Genomic DNA, 19,117 nt, shown 5'->3' with positions numbered 1-19,117 from the left:
CGCGCCGTGGCTGGCGGTCGCCGTCGCCGACCGCGCGCCGGGGCGGGCCGACGCCCGGATCCGGTCGGCCGCGCCGATCGACGAGGCCACGGCGCGGGACGTCGCCGGTGACCTCCTCGCGACCGCGGACCAGATCCGCTGGGAGGACGGCGGCGTCGTGGCCCGCCGCGTCGAGACCCTCGGCGCGATCGTGCTGAACGACGTGCCCCTGACCCGACCGGACCCGCTGCTCGTCCAGGCGGCGGTGCGCGACGGCCTGCGGCGCGGCGGGCTGTCGGCGCTGCGCTGGTCGGAGACGGCGCTCGCCCTGCGGGAGCGGCTCGCGTTCTGCCACGCGCACCTCGGCGCCCCGTGGCCCGCGGTGGACGACGACGCCCTGCTGGACCGTCTCGACGACTGGCTGGGCCCCGAGCTCGCCGCGGTGCGCGGCACGCGGGACCTGGCCCGCATCGACGTCGCGGCGGCGCTCCGTAGCCTGCTGCCGTGGCCCGACGCGGTGCGCTTCGACGAGCTCGCACCCGAGCGGATCCCGGTCCCCTCGGGCTCCTCGGTCCGGCTCGCGTACGACGGTGCCGAGCCGCCGGTGCTGGCCGTGAAGCTGCAGGAGGTGTTCGGCTGGACGGAGACACCGAGGGTCGCCGACGGCCGGGTGCCGGTCGTGCTCCACCTGCTCTCGCCCGCACGACGCCCGGCGGCGATCACGAGCGACCTCGCGTCCTTCTGGGCGCAGGGATACCCGCAGGTGCGCGCGGACCTGCGGGCGCGCTACCCGCGTCACCCGTGGCCGGAGGACCCGCTGTCCGCCGTCGCCACGGCGCGCACGAAGCCGCGGCGGTGAAGGCCGGACCCCGGCAGACCGATGACTTCGGGGCCGCCCGCTCGTCCACCACCTCATGAGCGACGCGACGACCGACTTCCTCTCCGACGGTCCCGAGCTGTTCGCGACGACGTGTGTCGCGGACTATCCGACGGCCTACCCCTGGTGGGAGGCTCTGCTCGGCGGCCCGCCGACGTTCCGGGCGACGCCCACCGAGGCGGTGTGGGAGGTCGCTCCGCACCGCTGGATCGTGCTCGAGGAACGCGCGGAGCGGGCCGGTCACGCCGCGCACACGCTGTACGTGGACGACCTGGACGCCCGCGTCGCGGCGATCCGGGCCAGGGGCCTCGACCCGTCGGGCCACGAGACCTATGGCGCCGTGCGCAAGGTGCTCTTCCGCGACCCCGAGGGCAACGAGATCGGGTTCGGCGGCGGCGAGGCGTAGCGGTCAGGCGCCGTCCCCGGCCACCGCTCCTGCGCCCAGGGGCGCGGCCACTGCTCGATGTCGCGCGGGTAGGTGGTGATCGCCGACGGCACGTCGACGCGCAGCGCCGGGTCGAGCGAGTCGTGGCTCTCTGCGGAGATGCGGGCCGACGACGCGCCCGTCGCCGCCCCCTGGGCGCGCCCTGCTCGGCGCGGCACGGCGGTTATCCTGGCTCGCATGTCCGCCACGACCTCCCTCGGTGATGACTGGGTCCCCGCAGCCGACGGCGTCCGCGAACGCCGCGCCGCGCGGGTGATCGTCGTGGACGGCACCGGCCGCGTGCTGCTCGTGCGGGGCCACGACGCGGACCAGCCCGAGCGGTCCTGGTGGTTCACCGTCGGCGGCGGCATCGACCCGGGGGAGAGCGCCGAGCAGGCGGCGCTGCGCGAGGTGCGCGAGGAGGCGGGCCTCGTGCTCGCTGCCGACGACCTGGTGGGCCCGGTGCTCACCCGGACCGGCATCTTCGAGTTCTACGCCGAGACGTGCCGTCAGCACGAGGTGTTCTACCTGGCCCAGGTGGCCGACGCCGTCGAGGTGTCCGCCGCGGGCTGGACGGAGGCCGAGCGCGAGCTGCTCGACGAGATGACCTGGATGACGCCGGCGCAGCTGCGCGACCAGCCGCTGGAGGTGTTCCCGCCCGAGCTGCCCGACGTCGTGGACCGCCTGCTCGCGGGGTGGGACGGACAGGTGCGGCACCTCGGCGTCCAGCTCGACGACTGAGGCCTCGGCCGGCGGGCCGGACGGCTGCCGACCCCGCGCGGAATGAATCAGGATAAGAATGCACGCTCCCACGCATTCCTGGCGCCTTTTCCATGAATGCGAATGGAGATCTTCCTCTGCGCGCGCAGGCGCAAAGAATTCGTGTTTAGCGTGAGCGCGGCAGGGGGACATCCCACGGAAGGTGCACGTCATGGAAAGACTCACCAAGGCAGCGCTCGCGACCGGCGGTGCGGCCGCCCTGCTCCTCGGGGGAGCGGGCACGCTGGCGTACTGGACCGCCGAGGGCACCGCCACCGGTCCTGACCTCGTCGCAGGCAGCTTCACGGTGACGGCGACCACGTGCGACGACGCGTGGACGCTCGAGGACGGCACACCGCTGCCCGAGGGCGGCGCGATCGTCCCCGGCGACACGGTCACGCTGGAGTGCGTCTACACGATGGACGCCGAGGGAGAGCACATCGCGCTGGGCGCCGTGGACGTCAGCGCGCCCGACTGGGAGGCCGACAACGCGCTCACCGCCGAGCTGACGCTCGCCGACCCGACGGTCACGGTCAACGGTGCCGAGACGACGCTGCCGGCGCCGATCGAGACGGGCAGCACCGTCGAGGTCGGGCTCGGCGTGACGTTCGACGGCGAGGGCGCGACGAACGCGTCCCAGTCGACGACGGAGGCGGCGCTGACGGCGGCGCTCGCCGACGTCACGGTGACCCTGACGCAGGCGCACCAGGAGGCCGGCGCCGGAGCGGCCGGCTGACATGCGCACGGGGCTCCGACTCCTGGGACGCGCCGCCGCGGTGGTCGTCGTCGTCCTGGGCGGCGCGGCGCTCCTGGCGGGGGTGATCGTCCCGCGGCTCGCCGGAGCGACGCCGTACGCCGTGCTGAGCGGCTCCATGGAACCGACCCTGCCGCTGGGGGCGCTCGCCGTCGTGCGCCCGGTGGACCCCGCGTCGATCCGCACCGGGGACGTCATCACCTACCAGCTCCGCTCGGGCGAGCCGGTCGTCGCGACGCACCGGGTCGTCGGGCTGGGGTCGACGGTCGCGGGCGAGCCGATCTTCGAGACCCGCGGCGACGCGAGCGCGGCGACCGACGCGGAACCCGTCCGGGCCGTGCAGGTCCAGGGCCGCCTCTGGTACGCGGTGCCCTCCCTGGGCCGGGTCGGGACGCTGCTCACGGGTGCGCAGCGCGACGCGCTGTCCGCCGGGCTCGTCGTCGTGCTCCTCGGGTACGCGGCGTGGCAGGTGGTCGGCGCCGTCCGCGAGCGGCGTGCGGCCTCCGGCAGGTCGCCGACGCGCCCGGCCGGGTCGGCGGCCGTCGTCCTCGTCGTGGCGGCCGCGCTGACCGGCTCCGTCCCGGGCGTGCCCGGGGCGGCCGCCGCGGACGCCGGCCCGCCCGGCGTGGGCCTCAGCCTCGACGGCCGGACCTGGACACGGGGGACGCTCACGCCACTGTTCGACCCCGGCCTGCGCTGGGTCCCGGGTGACGCCAGGGCGGCGAGGTTCTACGTCCGCAACGAGTCGTCGACGGCGGCGACGGCCCGGGTGCAGGTCCGGGTCGGGCCCGGCACGGAGGCCCTCGACGAGGACCTGACCGTCCGGACCCGGCTCGCGGACGACGGGTGGACGCCCGGGGCGCGGTCCGCGCCGGTACGGCTCGACGCCGGCGGCGTGGTCCCCGTCGACGTCGAGGTGGGGTTCTCCGCGGGCTCGACGAATGACACCCGGCGGGCGAGGACGCCCCTCGACGTGCGGGTGACGCTCACCGGCGACGTGGACGGGTCGGGCGACCCGTCGCCGCCGGCCGACGCGCTGGCGCCGACCGGCGCCGGGGTGCTCGGCCTGCTCGTGCTCGCCGTGACCGCGGTGCTGGTGGGGGCGGGACTGCGGCGACGGCCCGAGGCGCGGACCGGGGGGCGCCATGGCTGACCGGCGGCTCCGGACCGGCCTGGTCGCGCTCCTCGTCCTGGCGTCCTGCCTGAGCGGGGGAGCCGCGTGGGCCTGGTGGTCGGCCGTCGTGACGGCGCAGGCACCGCCCGTCTCCTCCGGCACCCTCGACCTCACCGGCGGCCCCGAGACCGGTCAGGAGCTCCTCGTCGGTCCGGGCGGGACGTGGACGTACTCGGCCCTGACGCTGACGGGGGCGCTGCCCGGCGAGAGCGTCGCACGCAGGATCGTGCTGCGGTCGTCGGGCACCGCGCCGCTCACGGTGACCGGGACCGCCACGACGGCGACCGCGGCTCTCGGCCAGGACCTGCTGCTCACGGCGACGCAGGGCGGTGCGCCCGCCAACGCCACCGTGGACGGCCTGCGGACCGGTACCTGCTCCGGCTCGGTCCTGGTGGACCGGCAGCCGGTGGGGACGGCGGCGACGACGTTCCTGCCGGGCGCGACGATCGCGCCGGGACAGACCCTGACCCTCTGCGTCGTCCTGGGGCTCGACGGCGACGCGCCCGGCAGCGTGCAGAACCAGGGCACGACGGTGTCGCTCACGTTCACCGCGCGGCAGGCGGGCGCATGACGGCGGGCCGGGCACGGGTCAGGGCTCCGGTGCTCCGCGTGCCGTCCGGCGTGCTGGTCGGCGTCCTGCTCGGAGCGCTCCTCGGTGCGCTCCTCGGCGCGGGGCTCTCCGCCGGGACGCCGCCGGCGTGGGCCTGGTGGAGCGACCAGGCGGTCGTGCGGTCGGGCCAGCTGGCGGCCGGGTCCGTGCCCGCGCCGGTCGCGCGGTGCGGTGCGCTCGGCGTGGCGTCCGTCCGGTTCGACTGGACCGCTGTGCCCGGTGCCACGCAGTACGTCGTGCACTTCGGCGCGAACGGCGCCACCACGCGGACGGTCACGGGGACGAGCTTCGTCACCGCGGACCTCATCGGGCAGGGCACGTTCTGGGTCACCGCACAGCGGCAGTTCCCCGCCACCACGTGGACCTCCGTGCCGTCGAACCGGCTCGGCTACACCGTGGCGGTCGTCTCGCTGTGCGGGTAGCCGGGCTCGCCCGACGTAGAATGGTGGGTCGTGATCACCCCCACCATCGGCGTCCTCGCCCTCCAGGGCGACGTCCGCGAGCACCTGGCCGCCCTCGAGTCCGTCGGCGCGCGCGCCGTGGCCGTGCGGCGCCCCGCCGAGCTGAGCGCGGTGGACGGCCTCGTGCTCCCGGGCGGCGAGTCCACCACGATCGACAAGCTGCTGCGGATCTTCGAGCTGCGTGACCCGCTGCAGGCCCGCATCAAGGAGGGCCTGCCGGTCTACGGGTCGTGCGCGGGCATGATCCTGCTCGCCGACCGCATCCTGGACGGCACGGCCGACCAGCAGACGGTCGGCGGGATGGACGTCGTCGTCCGGCGCAACGCGTTCGGGCGTCAGGTGGACTCGTTCGAGACCGACCTCGAGGTCACGGGGATCTCCGACGTCGAGGGCGGCGGGCCGGTGCGTACCGCGTTCATCCGTGCCCCCTGGATCGAGGAGGCCGGGCGCGACGTCGAGGTGCTGGCCCGCATCCCCGCCGTGGATACGCAAGGCCGTCCGGTGGCGGCCGCCGGTAGAATCGTGGCAGCACGGCAGGGGCCGCTGCTCGCCACCTCGTTCCACCCCGAGATCACGGGGGACACACGGGTGCACGGGCTGTTCGCCGGCATGGTCGCGGGCGCCTGAGCGGTCGTCCGGTACCGTTTCGGCACCGTTCGACGCCACTGCACCAGTCACCGCTAACGCAAGGAGTCAGGTAAAGGCATGTCAGGTCACTCCAAGTGGGCCACGACCAAGCACAAGAAGGCCGCGATCGATGCCAAGCGCGGCAAGCTCTTCGCCAAGCTGATCAAGAACATCGAGGTCGCTGCGCGCACGGGTGGCGGGGATCTCGCCGGTAACCCGACGCTGTTCGACGCGGTCCAGAAGGCGAAGAAGTCGTCGGTCCCCAACGACAACATCGATCGTGCCGTCAAGCGCGGCTCCGGCGAGGGCGCCGACGCCGTCGACTACCAGACGATCATGTACGAGGGCTACGGCGCGAACGGCATCGCCGTGCTCGTCGAGTGCCTCACCGACAACAAGAACCGTGCCGCCTCCGAGGTGCGTCTCGCGTTCACCCGCAACGGCGGCAACCTCGCCGACCCGGGCTCGGTGTCCTACCTGTTCTCGCGCAAGGGCCTCGTCGTGGTGCCCAAGGCGGACGGCGTGACCGAGGACGACGTCATGCTCGCCGCGCTCGACGCCGGCGCCGAGGAGGTCACCGACCAGGGCGAGGTCATCGAGGTGCTGAGCGAGGCCACGGACCTGGTGCAGGTCCGTACGGCCATCCAGGAGGCCGGCATCGAGTACGACTCGGCCGACGTCATCTGGCACCCGTCGATGCAGGTCGAGGTCGACGTCGAGGGCGCGCGCAAGATCACGCGCCTCATCGACGCGCTCGAGGACAGCGACGACGTGCAGAACGTCTACGCCAACTTCGACGCGAGCGACGAGGTCATGGCGGCGCTGGACGAGGAGTCCTGAGCCGGTCCGCACCCGGGCGAGCCTGACGCCCACCCGCGAACGCGCATGAGAGGGTTTCCTCCGTGCGCGTTCTCGGTGTCGACCCCGGTCTGACCAGGTGCGGCGTCGGCGTCGTCGACTCGCTGCCCGGGCGCAGGGCACGGATGGTGGCCGTCGGCGTGATCCGCTCCGACGCCGAGCTGTCGACCGACCTGCGCCTGCTGCGCATCGCCGAGGGCCTGGACGCCTGGATGGACGAGCACGTGCCCGACGTCGTCGCGGTCGAGCGCGTCTTCGCGCAGCACAACGTCGGTACCGTGATGGGCACCGCGCAGGCCGCGGGGCTGGCGATGGTGGCGGCCGCGCGCCGGAGGGTCCCCGTCGCGCTGCACACGCCGTCCGAGGTCAAGGCCGCCGTGACCGGTTCGGGGCGCGCCGACAAGGCCCAGGTGACCACCATGATCACCCGCATCCTCGAGCTCGAGGAGGCACCCCGCCCGGCCGACGCCGCCGACGCGCTCGCGCTCGCGGTCTGCCACCTGTGGCGGCCGTCGGGCGCGCTGCAGGGCGGCGAGCGGCACGAGCTGACACCGGCCCAGCGCGCCTGGGCCGCCGCGGAGCAGGCCGCGAAGCAGCGCCCCCGCCGCTGAGGGCCGGACCTTCCCCTCGGCGCCACGCCGCGCGTTCCCCGCGGAGTGCAGAGTTCGTGCCGCCGCCGGCCCGCCGGAGCGTCACGAACCCTGCACTCGAAGACGCGAGTCGAGCGGGGTGGTGCTCCGCGCCGGACGGGCGCGCCCGGCGTGGGGCGCCCGGCGCGGGTGCGTCGGGTTGTTAGGGTGCTCGCACGGGCGTTCGACCCGTGGACGAGAGCACATCGAGGAGGGGGAGCCCGTGATCGCCTCGCTGACGGGGACCGTGGCCCACGTGGGTCTCGACCGCGCGGTGGTGGACGTCGGGGGTGTCGGCTACCTGGTGCACGCCACGCCCGCGACGCTCGCGGGGCTCCGCACCGGCGAGACGGCGTCGGTCGCCACCAGCATGGTCGTCCGTGAGGACTCGATGACCCTCTACGGCTTCGGCGACGTGGACGAGCGGGACGTGTTCGAGGCGGTGCAGACCGTGTCGGGCGTCGGGCCGCGGCTCGCGCTGGCGATGCTCGCCGTGCACACGCCCGACGCGCTGCGCCGCGCCGTCGCGACCGAGGACCTCGCCGCCCTGACGCGCGTGCCGGGGATCGGGCGCAAGGGTGCCCAGCGCATCGTGCTCGAGCTCGGCGACAGGCTCGGCCCGGCCACCGGCGCCGTCCCCGCGGACGCGACGGCGGACGCCGCGCCCGTCGCGGGCGACCACACCGAGCGCGTGGTCGAGGCGCTCACCGGCCTCGGCTGGCCCGTCAAGCAGGCTCAGGACGCCGTCGCGAAGGTGCTCGCCGAAGCGGGTGCGGAGGTCGTCGCGGCCGACGAGGTCGCAGGCACGCTCCGCGCGGCGCTGCGCCTGCTGGGGGGCCACCGTGGCTGAGCCGTCCACCGGGACCGCGGACTCCGACCGGATCGTCACCCCCGGCGCCGACGAGATCGAGCGGGCCGCCGAGGCCGCACTGCGGCCCAAGCGGCTCGACGACTTCGTCGGCCAGCAGGTGGTGCGCGACCAGCTCTCCCTCGTGCTGCAGGCCGCCCTCGCGCGTGGCAACCCGCCCGACCACGTGCTGCTCTCCGGCCCGCCAGGGCTCGGCAAGACGACGCTCGCCATGATCATCGCGGGCGAGCTCGACTCCCACCTGCGCCTCACCAGCGGCCCGGCCATCCAGCACGCGGGCGACCTCGCGGCCGTCCTGTCCTCCCTGGAGGAGGGCGACGTGCTGTTCATCGACGAGATCCACCGCCTCGCGCGCCCCGCCGAGGAGCTGCTCTACGTCGCCATGGAGGACTTCCGGGTCGACGTCGTGGTCGGCAAGGGAGCCGGTGCCTCCGCCATCCCGCTCGCGCTGCCCCGGTTCACGGTCGTCGGCGCGACCACCCGCTCCGGACTGCTGCCCGCGCCCCTGCGCGACCGGTTCGGCTTCACCGGGCACATGGACTACTACTCGCCCGAGGAGCTCGAGCGCGTCATCCTGCGCTCCGCCCGCCTGCTCGGCGTCCAGGTGGAGCACGCCGCCGCGCACGAGATCGCCGGCCGCTCGCGCGGCACCCCGCGCATCGCCAACCGCCTCCTGCGCCGCGTGCGCGACTGGGCGCAGGTGCGCGGCGACGGGCGCCTGGACATCGACGCCGCGAGGTCGGCGCTCGAGGTCTACGAGGTCGACCCGATCGGCCTCGACCGCCTCGACCGCGCCGTGCTCACCGCGCTGTGCACCCGGTTCGGCGGCGGGCCCGTCGGGCTGTCCACCCTCGCGATGACCGTGGGGGAGGAGGCGGAGACCGTCGAGACCGTCGCCGAGCCCTACCTCGTGCGCGAGGGCCTGGTCGGGCGCACACCGCGCGGCCGCGTCGCCACCCTCGCCGCCTGGGAGCACCTCGGCCTCACCCCGCCCGCCCCGGTCGCCGGTCAGGGAACTTTGCCGGACCTCTGACGTTGAGCCTCTAGGCGCCGTCGCCCCGGATCGCGGTCCCCGCCCGAGCACTACACTGGTGGGGTCCTCGTCGTACCTGTGCGTGACGTGCGTGCGTGGCACACCCGACCAAGCAATCGAACAGGACCTCCACCGTGGATTTCACCTTCCTCATCCTCATCGCGATCCTCATCGCGGTGATGTTCTTCATGTCGTCCCGCACCCGCAAGCAGCAGCGTGAGGCGGCGGAGTTCCGCAGCACCCTCACGGTCGGGACCAGGGTCATGACAGCCTCCGGCATGATCGGCACCGTCGTCGACGTCGACGACGCGACCGACCAGGTCACCATCGAGTCCGTCCCGGGCAGCCCCACCACCTGGCTCCGCGCCGCCATCGCCCGCAAGGTCGAGGAGCCCGGTGCGGCCGACGACGCGTCGGATGAGGCCGAGATCACAACCGAGGGCGCAACGGCAAGTACCATCACCCCGGACGCGCACGACGTTCCTGACGATCTGTCCGGCCTGGACACCGCTCAGCGGGAGTACAGGGAGCAGCAGCGACGGGACGCCGACGCGGACGGCAAGTGACGGCCGCGCCGTCCGGTGACCCCGGGCGGCGCCGAACCCGCGCCGGACGTACCCCGGCGCGCACACGAGAAGAGACAGACGTTGGCGACTGACACCCGGCGCTCGCGGCCGGTTCGCACGATCGTGCTCCTCACGATCCTGACGATCCTGCTGCCCTTCGGCGCGCTCTTGGCAGGCTGGCAGCTCGACGGGAAGTCGAGCGACAATCCGGACGGCGCGAGCCTCGCCCCCGGCTTGGCCCTCGACCTCCAGGGCGGTACCCAGGTCATCCTGAAGGCGGTGACCTCCGACGGCTCCGAGGTCACCCCCGAGGCGATGGAGGAGGCCATCGGTGTCATCCGCCAGCGCGTCGACGCGAACGGCGTCACCGAGGCCGAGATCGCGGCACAGGGCAGCCAGCAGATCGTGGTCGAGATCCCTGGCGAGGTCGACGACGAGACCGTCGCCCTGATCTCCAAGGCCGCGCAGATGAAGTTCCGCCCGGTGCTGACCATCGGCAACCCGACCCCGACGGTGCAGCCGTCGGCCGACCCGTCCGCGTCCGGTGACGCCGACGACGAGGCGGCGGGGGACGAGGCGGCAGAGGGCGAGTCGGCGGAGGACGGGTCCACCGAGGGCGAGGAGGCCCCCGGCGGGTTCACCGAGGAGGAGATCGCGGAGCAGGAGGCGGCCGTCGAGGCGGCCACCGACGCGTCCGACCTCTCGCAGATCACGCCCTCTGTCCAGGCGGCCTTCGACGAGCTCGACTGCACCGACCCGCAGAACCTGCAGGGCGGTGGCGGCGACCGGCCGGACCTCCCGCTCGTGACCTGCGACCAGACCGGCATCGCCAAGTACGTGCTCGGCCCGGTCGAGGTGGACGGTACCGACCTGAGCTCCGCGAGCTCCGGCCTCGTCCCGAACTCGAACGGCACCGTCTCGAACGTCTGGGGCGTGACGCTCGACCTCAACTCCGACGGCGCGCGCGACTTCCGCGAGACCACCGAGCGGCTGTTCCCGCTGGAGAGCCCGCGCAACCAGTTCGCCATCGTGCTGGACGCCCTGGTCGTCTCGGCGCCGAGCATCAACGACCCGATCACCAACGGGCAGGCCGTCATCTCCGGGTCGTTCACCCAGAGCTCGGCCGCGACGCTGGCCAACCAGCTCAGCTTCGGTTCGCTGCCGCTGACCTTCCAGGTCGACGGTCAGAACCAGATCTCGGCCACGCTCGGCTCCGAGCAGCTCCAGCGCGGTCTGATCGCGGGTCTCATCGGCCTCGCGCTGGTGGTCGTGTACTCGCTGTTCCAGTACCGCACGCTGGGCCTGCTCACCGTCGCGTCGCTCGTCGTGGCCGCCGCCATGACGTACGTGACCATCGCGCTGCTGAGCTGGGGCATCGGCTACCGCCTGTCCCTGCCGGGCGTCGCGGGTCTGATCGTGGCCATCGGCTTCACGGCGGACTCGTTCATCGTGTACTTCGAACGTATCCGTGACGAGCTGCGTGACGGCCGCTCGCTGCGGCTGGCCGTCCAGCGCGGCTGGGTCCGCGCCCGCCGCACGATCTACGCGGCCAAGGCCGTGAACCTGCTGTCCGCGGTGATCCTGTACTTCATGACGGTCGGCGGCGTGCGCGGCTTCGCGTTCACGCTCGGCCTGACCACGATCATCGACGTCATGGTGGTCATCTGGTTCACCCACCCGGTCATGGAGCTGATCGCCAAGGTGCCGTTCTTCCGCGACGGCCACAAGGCGTCCGGCCTGTCGCCCGACCGTCTCTCGTCCCCGCCGCGCTACCGCGGCGCCGGCCAGTTCACCGGCCGGACCTCCGCGGGCACGGAGGACGAGGTCGTGCCCGAGCCCGAGCGTGAGCTGGTGTCGGCGCAGTCCGCCCGCCCGGCCCCGCGGGTCACGGAGGACGGCCGCAGGATGACGATCGCGGAGCGGCGTGCCGCCGAGCGCAAGGCTGCCGCAGGGTCCGCCGACGCGGCCCAGCCGGCTCAGAACGAGGAGAAGCACTGATGGCTCGCGGCGGCTTCGCCCAGTGGGGCAACGACCTCTACACCGGACGTCGGTCGTACCCGATCGTCCAGAGGCGCGGGATCTGGTTCTCGATCGTCGCGCTGTTCTCGGTGGCCTCGGTCCTGATCCTGGTCTTCCAGGGCCTGAACCTCGGCATCGACTTCCGCGGCGGCTCGGAGTTCACCGTGTCGGGCGCCTCCACGACGGACGAGGACGTGGCGATCGACGCGGTCGCCGCCGTCGCGCCCGGCGAGGAGCCGCACGTCACCCAGGTCGGCGGCAACGCCGTCCGCGTGCAGGTCTCCGAGCTCGACAACGAGCAGACCGACCGCGTCGCCGAGGCCCTTGCCGACGCGTACGGCGTCGAGGTCAGCGAGGTCACCTCGAACTTCATCGGCCCGACCTGGGGCGAGTCGGTGAGCCTGCGCGCGCTCTGGGGCACGCTCGCGTTCGTCGTGGCAGCGGGCCTGTTCATGGCGATCTACTTCCGGGCCTGGCGGATGTCCGTCGCCGCGGTCGTGGCCATGCTGGCCGACGTGCTGATCTCGGCCGGCGTCTACGCGGTGATCGGCTGGGAGGTCACGCCGTCGACCATCATCGGCTTCCTGACGATCCTCGGCTTCTCGCTGTACGACAAGATGGTCGTCTTCGACAAGGTGCGGGAGAACACCGACACCGTGCTGGAGCAGACCCGCAGCACCTACGGCGAGCGGGCCAACCTCGCGGTGAACCAGACGCTGGTCCGGTCGATCAACACCTCGGTCGTCGCGCTGCTGCCCGTGGCGGGCATCCTCTTCGTCGGTGGCTTCCTGCTCGGGGCCGGCACGCTGAAGGACATCTCGCTGTCCCTGTTCGTCGGTATCGCGGCAGGCGCTCTGTCCTCGCTGTTCCTCGCGACGCCGCTCGACGTGGCGCTGCGGGAGCGCGAGCCGAAGATCGCCGCCCACACGCGGAAGGTCATGGACCTGCGGGCGGGCCTCGTCGCCGACGGCGCGGACGAGAGCGTGGTGGCCGCCGCCGCGTCCGGCTCGGCGCAGCTCGTGCCGGGTACGCACCTCGGTCAGTCCGCCCAGCCCAGGCGGCGCCGGTAGGCTCACGCCTCGTGACCGATGACCTGACCGACGTCGCCCTCTCCGGACTGCTTCCGGGGAGGGCGACGCGCGTCCGCGAGCTCATCGCGGACGTGCCCGACTTCCCGTCCCCCGGCATCCTCTTCAAGGACATCACGCCGCTCCTGGCCGACGCCGAGGGCCTCGCCGACGTCGTCGAGGCGTTCACCCGGCTCGTGCCCGCAGGCGGTGTCGACCTCGTCGCAGGCATGGAGGCGCGGGGCTTCCTGTTCGGCGCACCCGTCGCGCACGCCCTGGGCGTCGGCTTCCTGCCGCTGCGCAAGGCGGGCAAGCTCCCGCCGCCCACGAGCAGCGTCTCGTACGACCTCGAGTACGGCTCGGCCTCGATCGAGCTGCGCGCGGGAACACTCGACCCGGGTGCGCGTGTTCTCATCATCGACGACGTACTGGCCACCGGCGGCACCGCCGCGGCAGCCGCGGAGCTCGTCGAACAGTGCGGGGGAGTGGTCGCGGGGCTCGCATTCCTGCTCGAGCTCGAAGCACTCCACGGCCGGGACAGGCTGACCGGCCGCAACGTCGATACTCTCCTTCGGGTGAGCACGACGTCCGGGGAATGAGTCCGACCGGACGAGGGACAGAGGTTCAGGCTGGATAGACTGGCAACTCCGGGTCCCGGACCCGGGGAAGGAGGCGCGTACATGGCTGAGAACACGGTGTCACGCGCTCCGGTGCCCGAGAGGAACGCGCCGGCGACGCCTCCGGGCGGCAACCGGATGCGCAACCGGCTCGCGCGCCTCGGCGTCCGCAACGTGGGCGGCGGGACCCCCGCGGCGATCGAGCCGCTGCTCCAGGCGATCCGCAGCAACCACCCCAAGGCCGACGTCGCGCTCATCGAGCGCGCCTACGTGGTGGCGGAGAAGGCGCACCGCGGGCAGATGCGCAAGAGCGGCGACCCGTACATCACGCACCCCGTCGCGGTGTCCACGATCCTTGCCGAGCTCGGCTTCGAGGGCACGACGATCGCGGCGGCCCTCCTGCACGACACGGTCGAGGACACGGACTACGCCCTCGACACGCTGCGCGCCGACTTCGGCGACGACGTCGCGCTGCTGGTGGACGGCGTCACGAAGCTCGACAAGGTGAAGTACGGCGACGCGGCGCAGGCCGAGACCGTGCGCAAGATGGTCGTGGCGATGGCCAAGGACATCCGCGTGCTGGTCATCAAGCTGGCCGACCGCCTGCACAACGCCCGCACCTGGAAGTACGTGCCGTCGAAGTCGGCGGAGCGCAAGGCCCGCGAGACGGTCGAGATCTACGCGCCGCTGGCCCACCGGCTGGGCATGAACACGATCAAGTGGGAGCTGGAGGACCTCTCCTTCCAGACCCTGTACCCCAAGGTGTACGACGAGATCGTGCACCTGGTGGCGGAGCGAGCGCCCGCCCGCGAGGAGTACCTCGGGGTGGTCAAGGGCCAGATCGAGTCCGACCTGCGCAGCGCCAAGATCAAGGCCACGGTCACCGGCCGGCCGAAGCACTACTACTCGATCTACCAGAAGATGATCGTGCGCGGGCACGACTTCGCGGAGATCTACGACCTCGTCGGCACCCGAGTCCTCGTGGACACCGTGCGCGACTGCTACGCGGCGCTCGGCGCCATGCACGCGCGGTGGAACCCGGTTCCCGGCCGGTTCAAGGACTACATCGCGATGCCGAAGTTCAACATGTACCAGTCGCTGCACACGACGGTGATCGGCCCGGGCGGCAAGCCCGTCGAGATCCAGATCCGCACGCACGACATGCACCGCCGCGCCGAGTACGGCGTCGCCGCGCACTGGAAGTACAAGGAGAAGACGCCGGCGGGCGGCACCAACGACCCGAAGAACCAGGACATGGCCTGGCTGCGTCAGCTCGTGGACTGGCAGCGCGAGACGGCGGACCCCGCGGAGTTCCTCGACTCGCTGCGCTTCGAGATCGGCGGCGACGAGGTCTACGTCTTCACGCCCAAGGGCCAGGCGATGGCCCTGCCGGGCGGCGCGACGCCGGTCGACTTCGCCTACGCCGTGCACACCGAGGTGGGGCACCGGACCATGGGCGCGCGGGTGAACGGGCGGCTCGTGCCGCTGGACTCGCCGCTCGAGAACGGCGACGTGGTCGACATCCTCACGTCCAAGTCCGAGACGGCGGGGCCCAGCCGTGACTGGCTCGGCTTCGTGAAGTCGCCGCGCGCGCGCAACAAGATCCGGCAGTGGTTCACCAAGGAGCGGCGCGAGGAGGCCGTCGAGACCGGCAAGGAGTCCATCGCCAAGGCGATGCGCAAGCAGAACCTGCCGATCCAGCGGCTCATGTCGCACGAGGCCCTCGTCGGCGTCGCGAACGAGATGAACTACCAGGACGTCTCGGCGCTGTACGCGGCGGTCGGCGAGGGGCAGATCTCGTCGGCGCACGTCGTGGACAAGCTGGTCCGGGCGCTCGGCGGGGCCGAGGGCGCGGAGGAGGACGTCGCGGAGGCCACCCGGCCCGGCGGGCTCACCGCACGGCGCGTGCGCTCGGGCGACCCGGGCGTGGTGCTCAAGGGCGACAGCTCGGCCGACGTGTGGGTCAAGCTCGCCAAGTGCTGCACGCCGGTGCCGGGCGACGAGATCGTCGGTTTCGTGACGCGCGGGCAGGGTGTCAGCGTGCACCGCACGGACTGCGTCAACCTGGACGGCCTGCGCAAGCAGCCGGAGCGCCTGGTCGAGGTCGAATGGACCCAGGGCGCGAACACGATGTTCCTCGTCCAGATCCAGGTCGAGGCCCTCGACCGGTCCCGCCTCCTGTCGGACGTCACGCGCGTGCTGTCCGAGAACCACGTCAACATCCTGTCGGCGTTCGTCTCGACGTCGGACGACCGGCTGGCGGTCTCCCGGTTCATCTTCGAGATGGCCGAGCCCGCCCACCTCGCGACCGTCCTGGCGGCCGTGCGCAAGGTGGAGGGCGTGTTCGACGTGCACCGCATCACGGGCACCAAGCCGGTCGAGCGACCGCAGCTCCCGGTCTGACGGTCGTCAGCGGGTGCCGGGTGCGCCCGGTAGCAGCTCGGCGAGGTTGTAGCCGACCGGCTCGTCGAGCTGGTCGTAGGTGCACGACCCCGGGTCGCGGTCCGGCCGCCAGCGCTTGAACTGCGCGGTGTGCCGGAACCGGGCACCCTCCATGTGGTCGTAGCCCACCTCGAGCACGCGCTCGGCGCGCAGGGGCGTGAACGACAGGTCCTTGCCGGAGCTCCAGCGCGACTGCGCGCCGGGCAGCCGGTCACCGTTCTCCCCTGCGGGGTCGGACCAGCCCTGCCACGGGTGGTCCTGCGCCGCCGGCGTGCCCGGCTCGACGACGAGCGGCGCGAGCTCGGCGACGAGCTCGGCCCGCCGCGCCGCGGAGAACGACGCCGCGACGCCCACGAACTGCAGGCGTGGCTCGTCGCCGCGCTCGTCCCAGAGCCCGAGCAGCAGGGAGCCGATCAGCGGCTGCTCCGGCGTCGAGGTCTTGTGCAGCCGGTAGCCCGCCAGCACGACGTCGGCCGTGCGGGTGTGCTTGATCTTGAGCATGACGCGCTTGTTGGGCGCGTACGGCCCGTCGGCCGGCTTGGCGACGACGCCGTCGAGCCCCGCGCCCTCGAACGCGTCGAACCACTCCCGCGCCACGGCGGCGTCCAGGGTGCGCGGCGTCGCGAACACGCGCGGGCCGGTCAGCCCGAGGCCGTCCAGCGCCTCGACCCGCTCGGTGAGCGGCCGGTCGGCGAGCGCGTCGTCGCCGAGCGCGAGCACGTCGAAGACGACGAGCGCCGCGGGCGTCGTCTCCGCGAGCATCGTGATGCGCGACGCCGCGGGGTGGATCCGCTGCGAGAGCAGGTCGAAGTCGAGGTGGGCCGCGCCGCCGTCGGGGGTGCGGGCGATGACGATCTCACCGTCGACGACGCACCGCTCCGGCAGCGCCTCCCGGACGGCCGCGACGACGTCGGGGAAGTAGCGGTCGATCGGCTTGCCGTTGCGCGAGTCGATGCGCACCTCGTCGCCGTCGCGGTACACGATCGCCCGGAAGCCGTCCCACTTCGGCTCGTAGACGTACGCGGGTCCGGCGTCGGTGACGGACTGGTCGGGGACCGACGCGACGCTCTTCGCGAGCATCGGCCGGACCGGGGGCTGCACGGGCAGGTCGAGTGTGGTCACAGGACGAGCCTGCCTCAGCGCGGCACGTACCGCAGGTAGACGCTCCCGTCGGAGAACGTGCGGATGTCGGCCAGGCGCAGCCCGAGGCGCGCGCCGGGCGGCAGGGCGGGCCTTCCGCCGCCGACCACCTCGGGGAACACGATGAAGCGGAAGTCGTCGACCAGGCCCTGCCGGATCGCCTCGGCCGCCAGGGTGGGACCGCCGACGGCGGTGACACCCGGCCGCTCGTCCGCGATGCGCCGCAGGTCGGCCGGCGCCACCTCGCGCAGGATCCGGGTGCGCTGCGACGTGATCGCCTTCTGCGGCAGCGTGCGGGACACGACGAACTTGTCGGCGGCGCGCCAGATGCCCGCGAACCGCACGTGCACCGGGTTGGTGGCGCCGTACTGCTCCTCGTAGGTCTCCCAGAAGACCTGGGTGCGGTACATGTCGCGGCCCAGCACGTACGTGGTGACCTCGGCCTCCATCTCGTTGATCACCGCGTAGGCCTCGTCGGTCGGCACGGCCCAGTCGAACTTCCCCTCGCTGTCGGCCGTGTACCCGTCGGCGGACATGTTCGCCCAGTAGCGCAGAGTTCCCATGGCCCTATCCGACCACGATCCGACCAGCACGGATGACACGACTCGGCGGTCGCCCGCGTGCGAGTCGCACGGGGCCTCGCCATGGTGGGAGAAAGGCTGGCGGGAGCCGGCCGGCCCGAACGGGAGGAGCAGCCATGCCGAAGCGTGATCCGGGTCCGAGCGTCAAGGACAAGGAGCTCTACGAGAAGCTGCGGGACGACGGCAGCTCGAAGGAGAAGGCGGCGCGCATCGCCAACGCCGCGGCGGGGTCGTCCCGCAAGCAGGTGGGCCGCAAGGGCGGCAAGGCCGGCGACTACGACGACTGGACGGTCGAGGACCTGCGCAAGCGGGCGGCCGAGATCGGCATCCCCGGGCGGTCGTCCATGCGCAAGGGCGAGCTCATCAAGGCGCTGCGGTCCCACTGAGCCGGCCGCACCGGTCCGCCGCGGGGCTCAGTCGCCCGAGCGGTCCCTGTCCTTGTCCCTGCTCGGCTGCACCCGCTTCGGCTCGCCCGGCATCTTCGGGTACTCGGGCGGGTAGGGCAGGTCGCCGAGCCCCTCCCCCTCGTCGCGCGCGGCGAGTTCGAGTGCCGCGTCGAGGGAGCAGTCCAGGGACGGGTCGCGGTCCGCGCGCAGCGCGGCGAACAGGTCGCCGCGTTGCGCGAAGCGGTCCGCGGCGGTCAGCACGTCGAAGTCGTCGGGGTGCACGTCGGCCACCTCGTCCCAGTCCAGCGGCATCGACACCGTGGCTCGTGCGTTGGCGCGGATCGAGTACGCCGACGCGATGGTGCGGTCACGCGCCATCTGGTTGTAGTCCACGAAGATCGCCTCGCCGCGCTCCTCCTTCCACCACCGCGTGGTCACCTGGCCGGGCAGACGCCGCTCGAGCTCGCGCCCGATCGCGATCGTCGCCCGCCGCGCCTCGGTGAACGACCACCGCGGCGCGAGCGGCACGAACACGTGCAGCCCGCGCCCGCCCGACGTCTTCGGATACCCCGTCATGCCGAGCTCGCCCAGCAGCTCCCGCAGGTGCGGCGCCACCGCCACCGCGTCGGAGAAGTCCGTGCCCGGCTGCGGGTCCAGGTCGATGCGGAGCTGGTCGACCGCCTCGACGTCGTCGCGCCGCACCGGCCACGGGTGGAACGTGAGCGTGCCCATGTTGGCCGCCCACGCGACGACCGCGGGCTCCGTCGGGCACACCTCGTCCGCCGTCCGGCCCGACGGGAAGGCGATCGTCGCCGTCTCCACGTAGTCCGGGGCGCCCTGCGGCACGCGCTTCTGGTAGAAGCCGTCACCCTTCGGGTCGCTCGGCTTCGGCGTACGGGTCGCGAGGTGCGCGCCCTCGTGCCAGCCCTTCGGCCAGCGCTCGAGCGTCGTGGGGCGGTGCAGCAGCGCCCCCGTGATGCCGTCGGCCACCGCGACGAAGTACTCGACGACCTGCAGCTTGGTGATGCCCCGGGGGAACACGACGCGGTCGGGGCTCGTCACGCGGACCGTGCGGCCGGCGACGTCGAGCTCCACCGCGGGTGCCTTGGATGCTGCCATGTACCGAAACTAGCGCCCCAGCAGGTCCTGCGCCGCCGCGAGCGCCCGGTGCGCCGCGGGACGGCCCACCACACGGGCCCGCCGGTCGAGGGCCCGTGCCGCCCCGGCCAGGTCCGCGCCGCGTCGC

The 19,117-nt window shown here is 73.0% G+C and carries 21 protein-coding genes; 18 read left to right on the top strand and 3 right to left on the bottom strand.

Translation table 11 applies throughout. The features are described 5' to 3' along the window. From HLB15_RS16300 to HLB15_RS16220, 17 genes are all read left to right on the top strand, one after another. Positions 1-838 (top strand): ATP-dependent helicase C-terminal domain-containing protein (locus HLB15_RS16300; protein WP_283243424.1); only part of this gene is annotated, 838 nt, incomplete at its 5' end. Between the two features lie 55 nt (positions 839-893). Further along, entirely contained in the window at positions 894-1,262 is a 369-nt protein-coding gene (locus HLB15_RS16295; protein WP_171106818.1) for a VOC family protein, read from the top strand. A gap of 216 nt (positions 1,263-1,478) precedes the next feature. Further along, positions 1,479-2,021: an NUDIX hydrolase gene (locus HLB15_RS16290; protein ID WP_171106817.1), complete on the top strand. Its 543-nt coding sequence runs from the start codon at positions 1,479-1,481 to the stop codon at positions 2,019-2,021. A gap of 190 nt (positions 2,022-2,211) precedes the next feature. Next, on the top strand, positions 2,212-2,775 hold the full coding sequence (locus HLB15_RS16285) for an alternate-type signal peptide domain-containing protein (RefSeq protein ID WP_171106816.1): 564 nt from the start codon (positions 2,212-2,214) through the stop codon (positions 2,773-2,775). Position 2,776: 1 nt separating this feature from the next. Then, positions 2,777-3,946, top strand: coding sequence for a signal peptidase I (locus HLB15_RS16280; RefSeq protein WP_171106815.1), 1,170 nt, complete (start codon positions 2,777-2,779; stop codon positions 3,944-3,946). After that, the gene (locus tag HLB15_RS16275; RefSeq protein WP_171106814.1) at positions 3,939-4,538 is read left to right on the top strand and encodes a SipW-dependent-type signal peptide-containing protein; all 600 of its coding nucleotides are present in this window, start codon (positions 3,939-3,941) and stop codon (positions 4,536-4,538) included. The genes HLB15_RS16280 and HLB15_RS16275 overlap by 8 nt, the downstream gene beginning before the upstream one ends. Further along, positions 4,535-4,999 (top strand): hypothetical protein, encoded by a 465-nt coding sequence (locus HLB15_RS16270; protein WP_171106813.1) that lies wholly within the window; start codon positions 4,535-4,537, stop codon positions 4,997-4,999. Before HLB15_RS16275 ends, HLB15_RS16270 begins: the two co-directional genes overlap by 4 nt. A gap of 30 nt (positions 5,000-5,029) precedes the next feature. Continuing rightward, the gene (gene pdxT, locus HLB15_RS16265) at positions 5,030-5,665 is read left to right on the top strand and encodes a pyridoxal 5'-phosphate synthase glutaminase subunit PdxT (protein WP_171106812.1); all 636 of its coding nucleotides are present in this window, start codon (positions 5,030-5,032) and stop codon (positions 5,663-5,665) included. A 78-nt stretch (positions 5,666-5,743) separates the two neighbouring features. Then, positions 5,744-6,505, top strand: coding sequence for a YebC/PmpR family DNA-binding transcriptional regulator (locus tag HLB15_RS16260; RefSeq protein ID WP_171106811.1), 762 nt, complete (start codon positions 5,744-5,746; stop codon positions 6,503-6,505). A gap of 62 nt (positions 6,506-6,567) precedes the next feature. Then, positions 6,568-7,134, top strand: coding sequence for a crossover junction endodeoxyribonuclease RuvC (gene ruvC / locus HLB15_RS16255; protein WP_171106810.1), 567 nt, complete (start codon positions 6,568-6,570; stop codon positions 7,132-7,134). Positions 7,135-7,375: 241 nt separating this feature from the next. Continuing rightward, entirely contained in the window at positions 7,376-8,002 is a 627-nt protein-coding gene (gene ruvA / locus HLB15_RS16250; protein WP_171106809.1) for a Holliday junction branch migration protein RuvA, read from the top strand. Beyond that, complete coding sequence (gene ruvB, locus HLB15_RS16245) at positions 7,995-9,053, top strand: Holliday junction branch migration DNA helicase RuvB (protein WP_171106808.1); 1,059 nt, start codon at positions 7,995-7,997, stop codon at positions 9,051-9,053. The genes ruvA and ruvB overlap by 8 nt, the downstream gene beginning before the upstream one ends. Positions 9,054-9,148: 95 nt before the next feature. Further along, positions 9,149-9,619, top strand: a complete 471-nt coding sequence (gene yajC, locus HLB15_RS16240) for a preprotein translocase subunit YajC (RefSeq protein WP_229785299.1) — start codon at positions 9,149-9,151, stop codon at positions 9,617-9,619. A gap of 81 nt (positions 9,620-9,700) precedes the next feature. Continuing rightward, on the top strand, positions 9,701-11,617 hold the full coding sequence (secD, locus tag HLB15_RS16235) for a protein translocase subunit SecD (RefSeq protein ID WP_212759969.1): 1,917 nt from the start codon (positions 9,701-9,703) through the stop codon (positions 11,615-11,617). Then, positions 11,617-12,708 (top strand): protein translocase subunit SecF, encoded by a 1,092-nt coding sequence (gene secF, locus HLB15_RS16230; RefSeq protein WP_171106807.1) that lies wholly within the window; start codon positions 11,617-11,619, stop codon positions 12,706-12,708. The genes secD and secF overlap by 1 nt, the downstream gene beginning before the upstream one ends. Before the next feature lie 11 nt (positions 12,709-12,719). Then, a complete protein-coding gene (locus HLB15_RS16225) occupies positions 12,720-13,304 on the top strand; it encodes an adenine phosphoribosyltransferase (RefSeq protein WP_171106806.1) in 585 nt (194 codons plus the stop codon). A gap of 81 nt (positions 13,305-13,385) precedes the next feature. Further along, the gene (locus HLB15_RS16220) at positions 13,386-15,725 is read left to right on the top strand and encodes a RelA/SpoT family protein (RefSeq protein WP_171106805.1); all 2,340 of its coding nucleotides are present in this window, start codon (positions 13,386-13,388) and stop codon (positions 15,723-15,725) included. A gap of 6 nt (positions 15,726-15,731) precedes the next feature. On the opposite strand, the gene HLB15_RS16215 is transcribed toward HLB15_RS16220, so the two are convergent. Next, the gene (locus tag HLB15_RS16215; RefSeq protein ID WP_171106804.1) at positions 15,732-16,886 is read right to left on the bottom strand and encodes an ATP-dependent DNA ligase; all 1,155 of its coding nucleotides are present in this window, start codon (positions 16,884-16,886) and stop codon (positions 15,732-15,734) included. A gap of 14 nt (positions 16,887-16,900) precedes the next feature. After that, complete coding sequence (locus HLB15_RS16210) at positions 16,901-17,467, bottom strand: dihydrofolate reductase family protein (protein WP_171106803.1); 567 nt, start codon at positions 17,465-17,467, stop codon at positions 16,901-16,903. Positions 17,468-17,601: 134 nt separating this feature from the next. On the opposite strand from HLB15_RS16210, the gene HLB15_RS16205 reads away from it, so the two are divergent. Then, entirely contained in the window at positions 17,602-17,871 is a 270-nt protein-coding gene (locus tag HLB15_RS16205; protein ID WP_171106802.1) for a DUF7218 family protein, read from the top strand. A 27-nt stretch (positions 17,872-17,898) separates the two neighbouring features. Here the strand turns inward: HLB15_RS16205 and HLB15_RS16200 are convergent, their stop codons facing one another. Next, positions 17,899-18,990: a DNA polymerase domain-containing protein gene (locus HLB15_RS16200; protein WP_171106801.1), complete on the bottom strand. Its 1,092-nt coding sequence runs from the start codon at positions 18,988-18,990 to the stop codon at positions 17,899-17,901. Positions 18,991-19,117 lie beyond the last annotated feature (127 nt).

Origin of the sequence: Promicromonospora citrea (genome assembly GCF_013004695.1) — a bacterium.
Lineage (GTDB): Bacteria > Actinomycetota > Actinomycetes > Actinomycetales > Cellulomonadaceae > Promicromonospora > Promicromonospora citrea.
The sequence above is the reverse complement of the archived record's forward strand: the minus strand, read 5'-3'. Positions and strand labels throughout refer to the sequence as shown.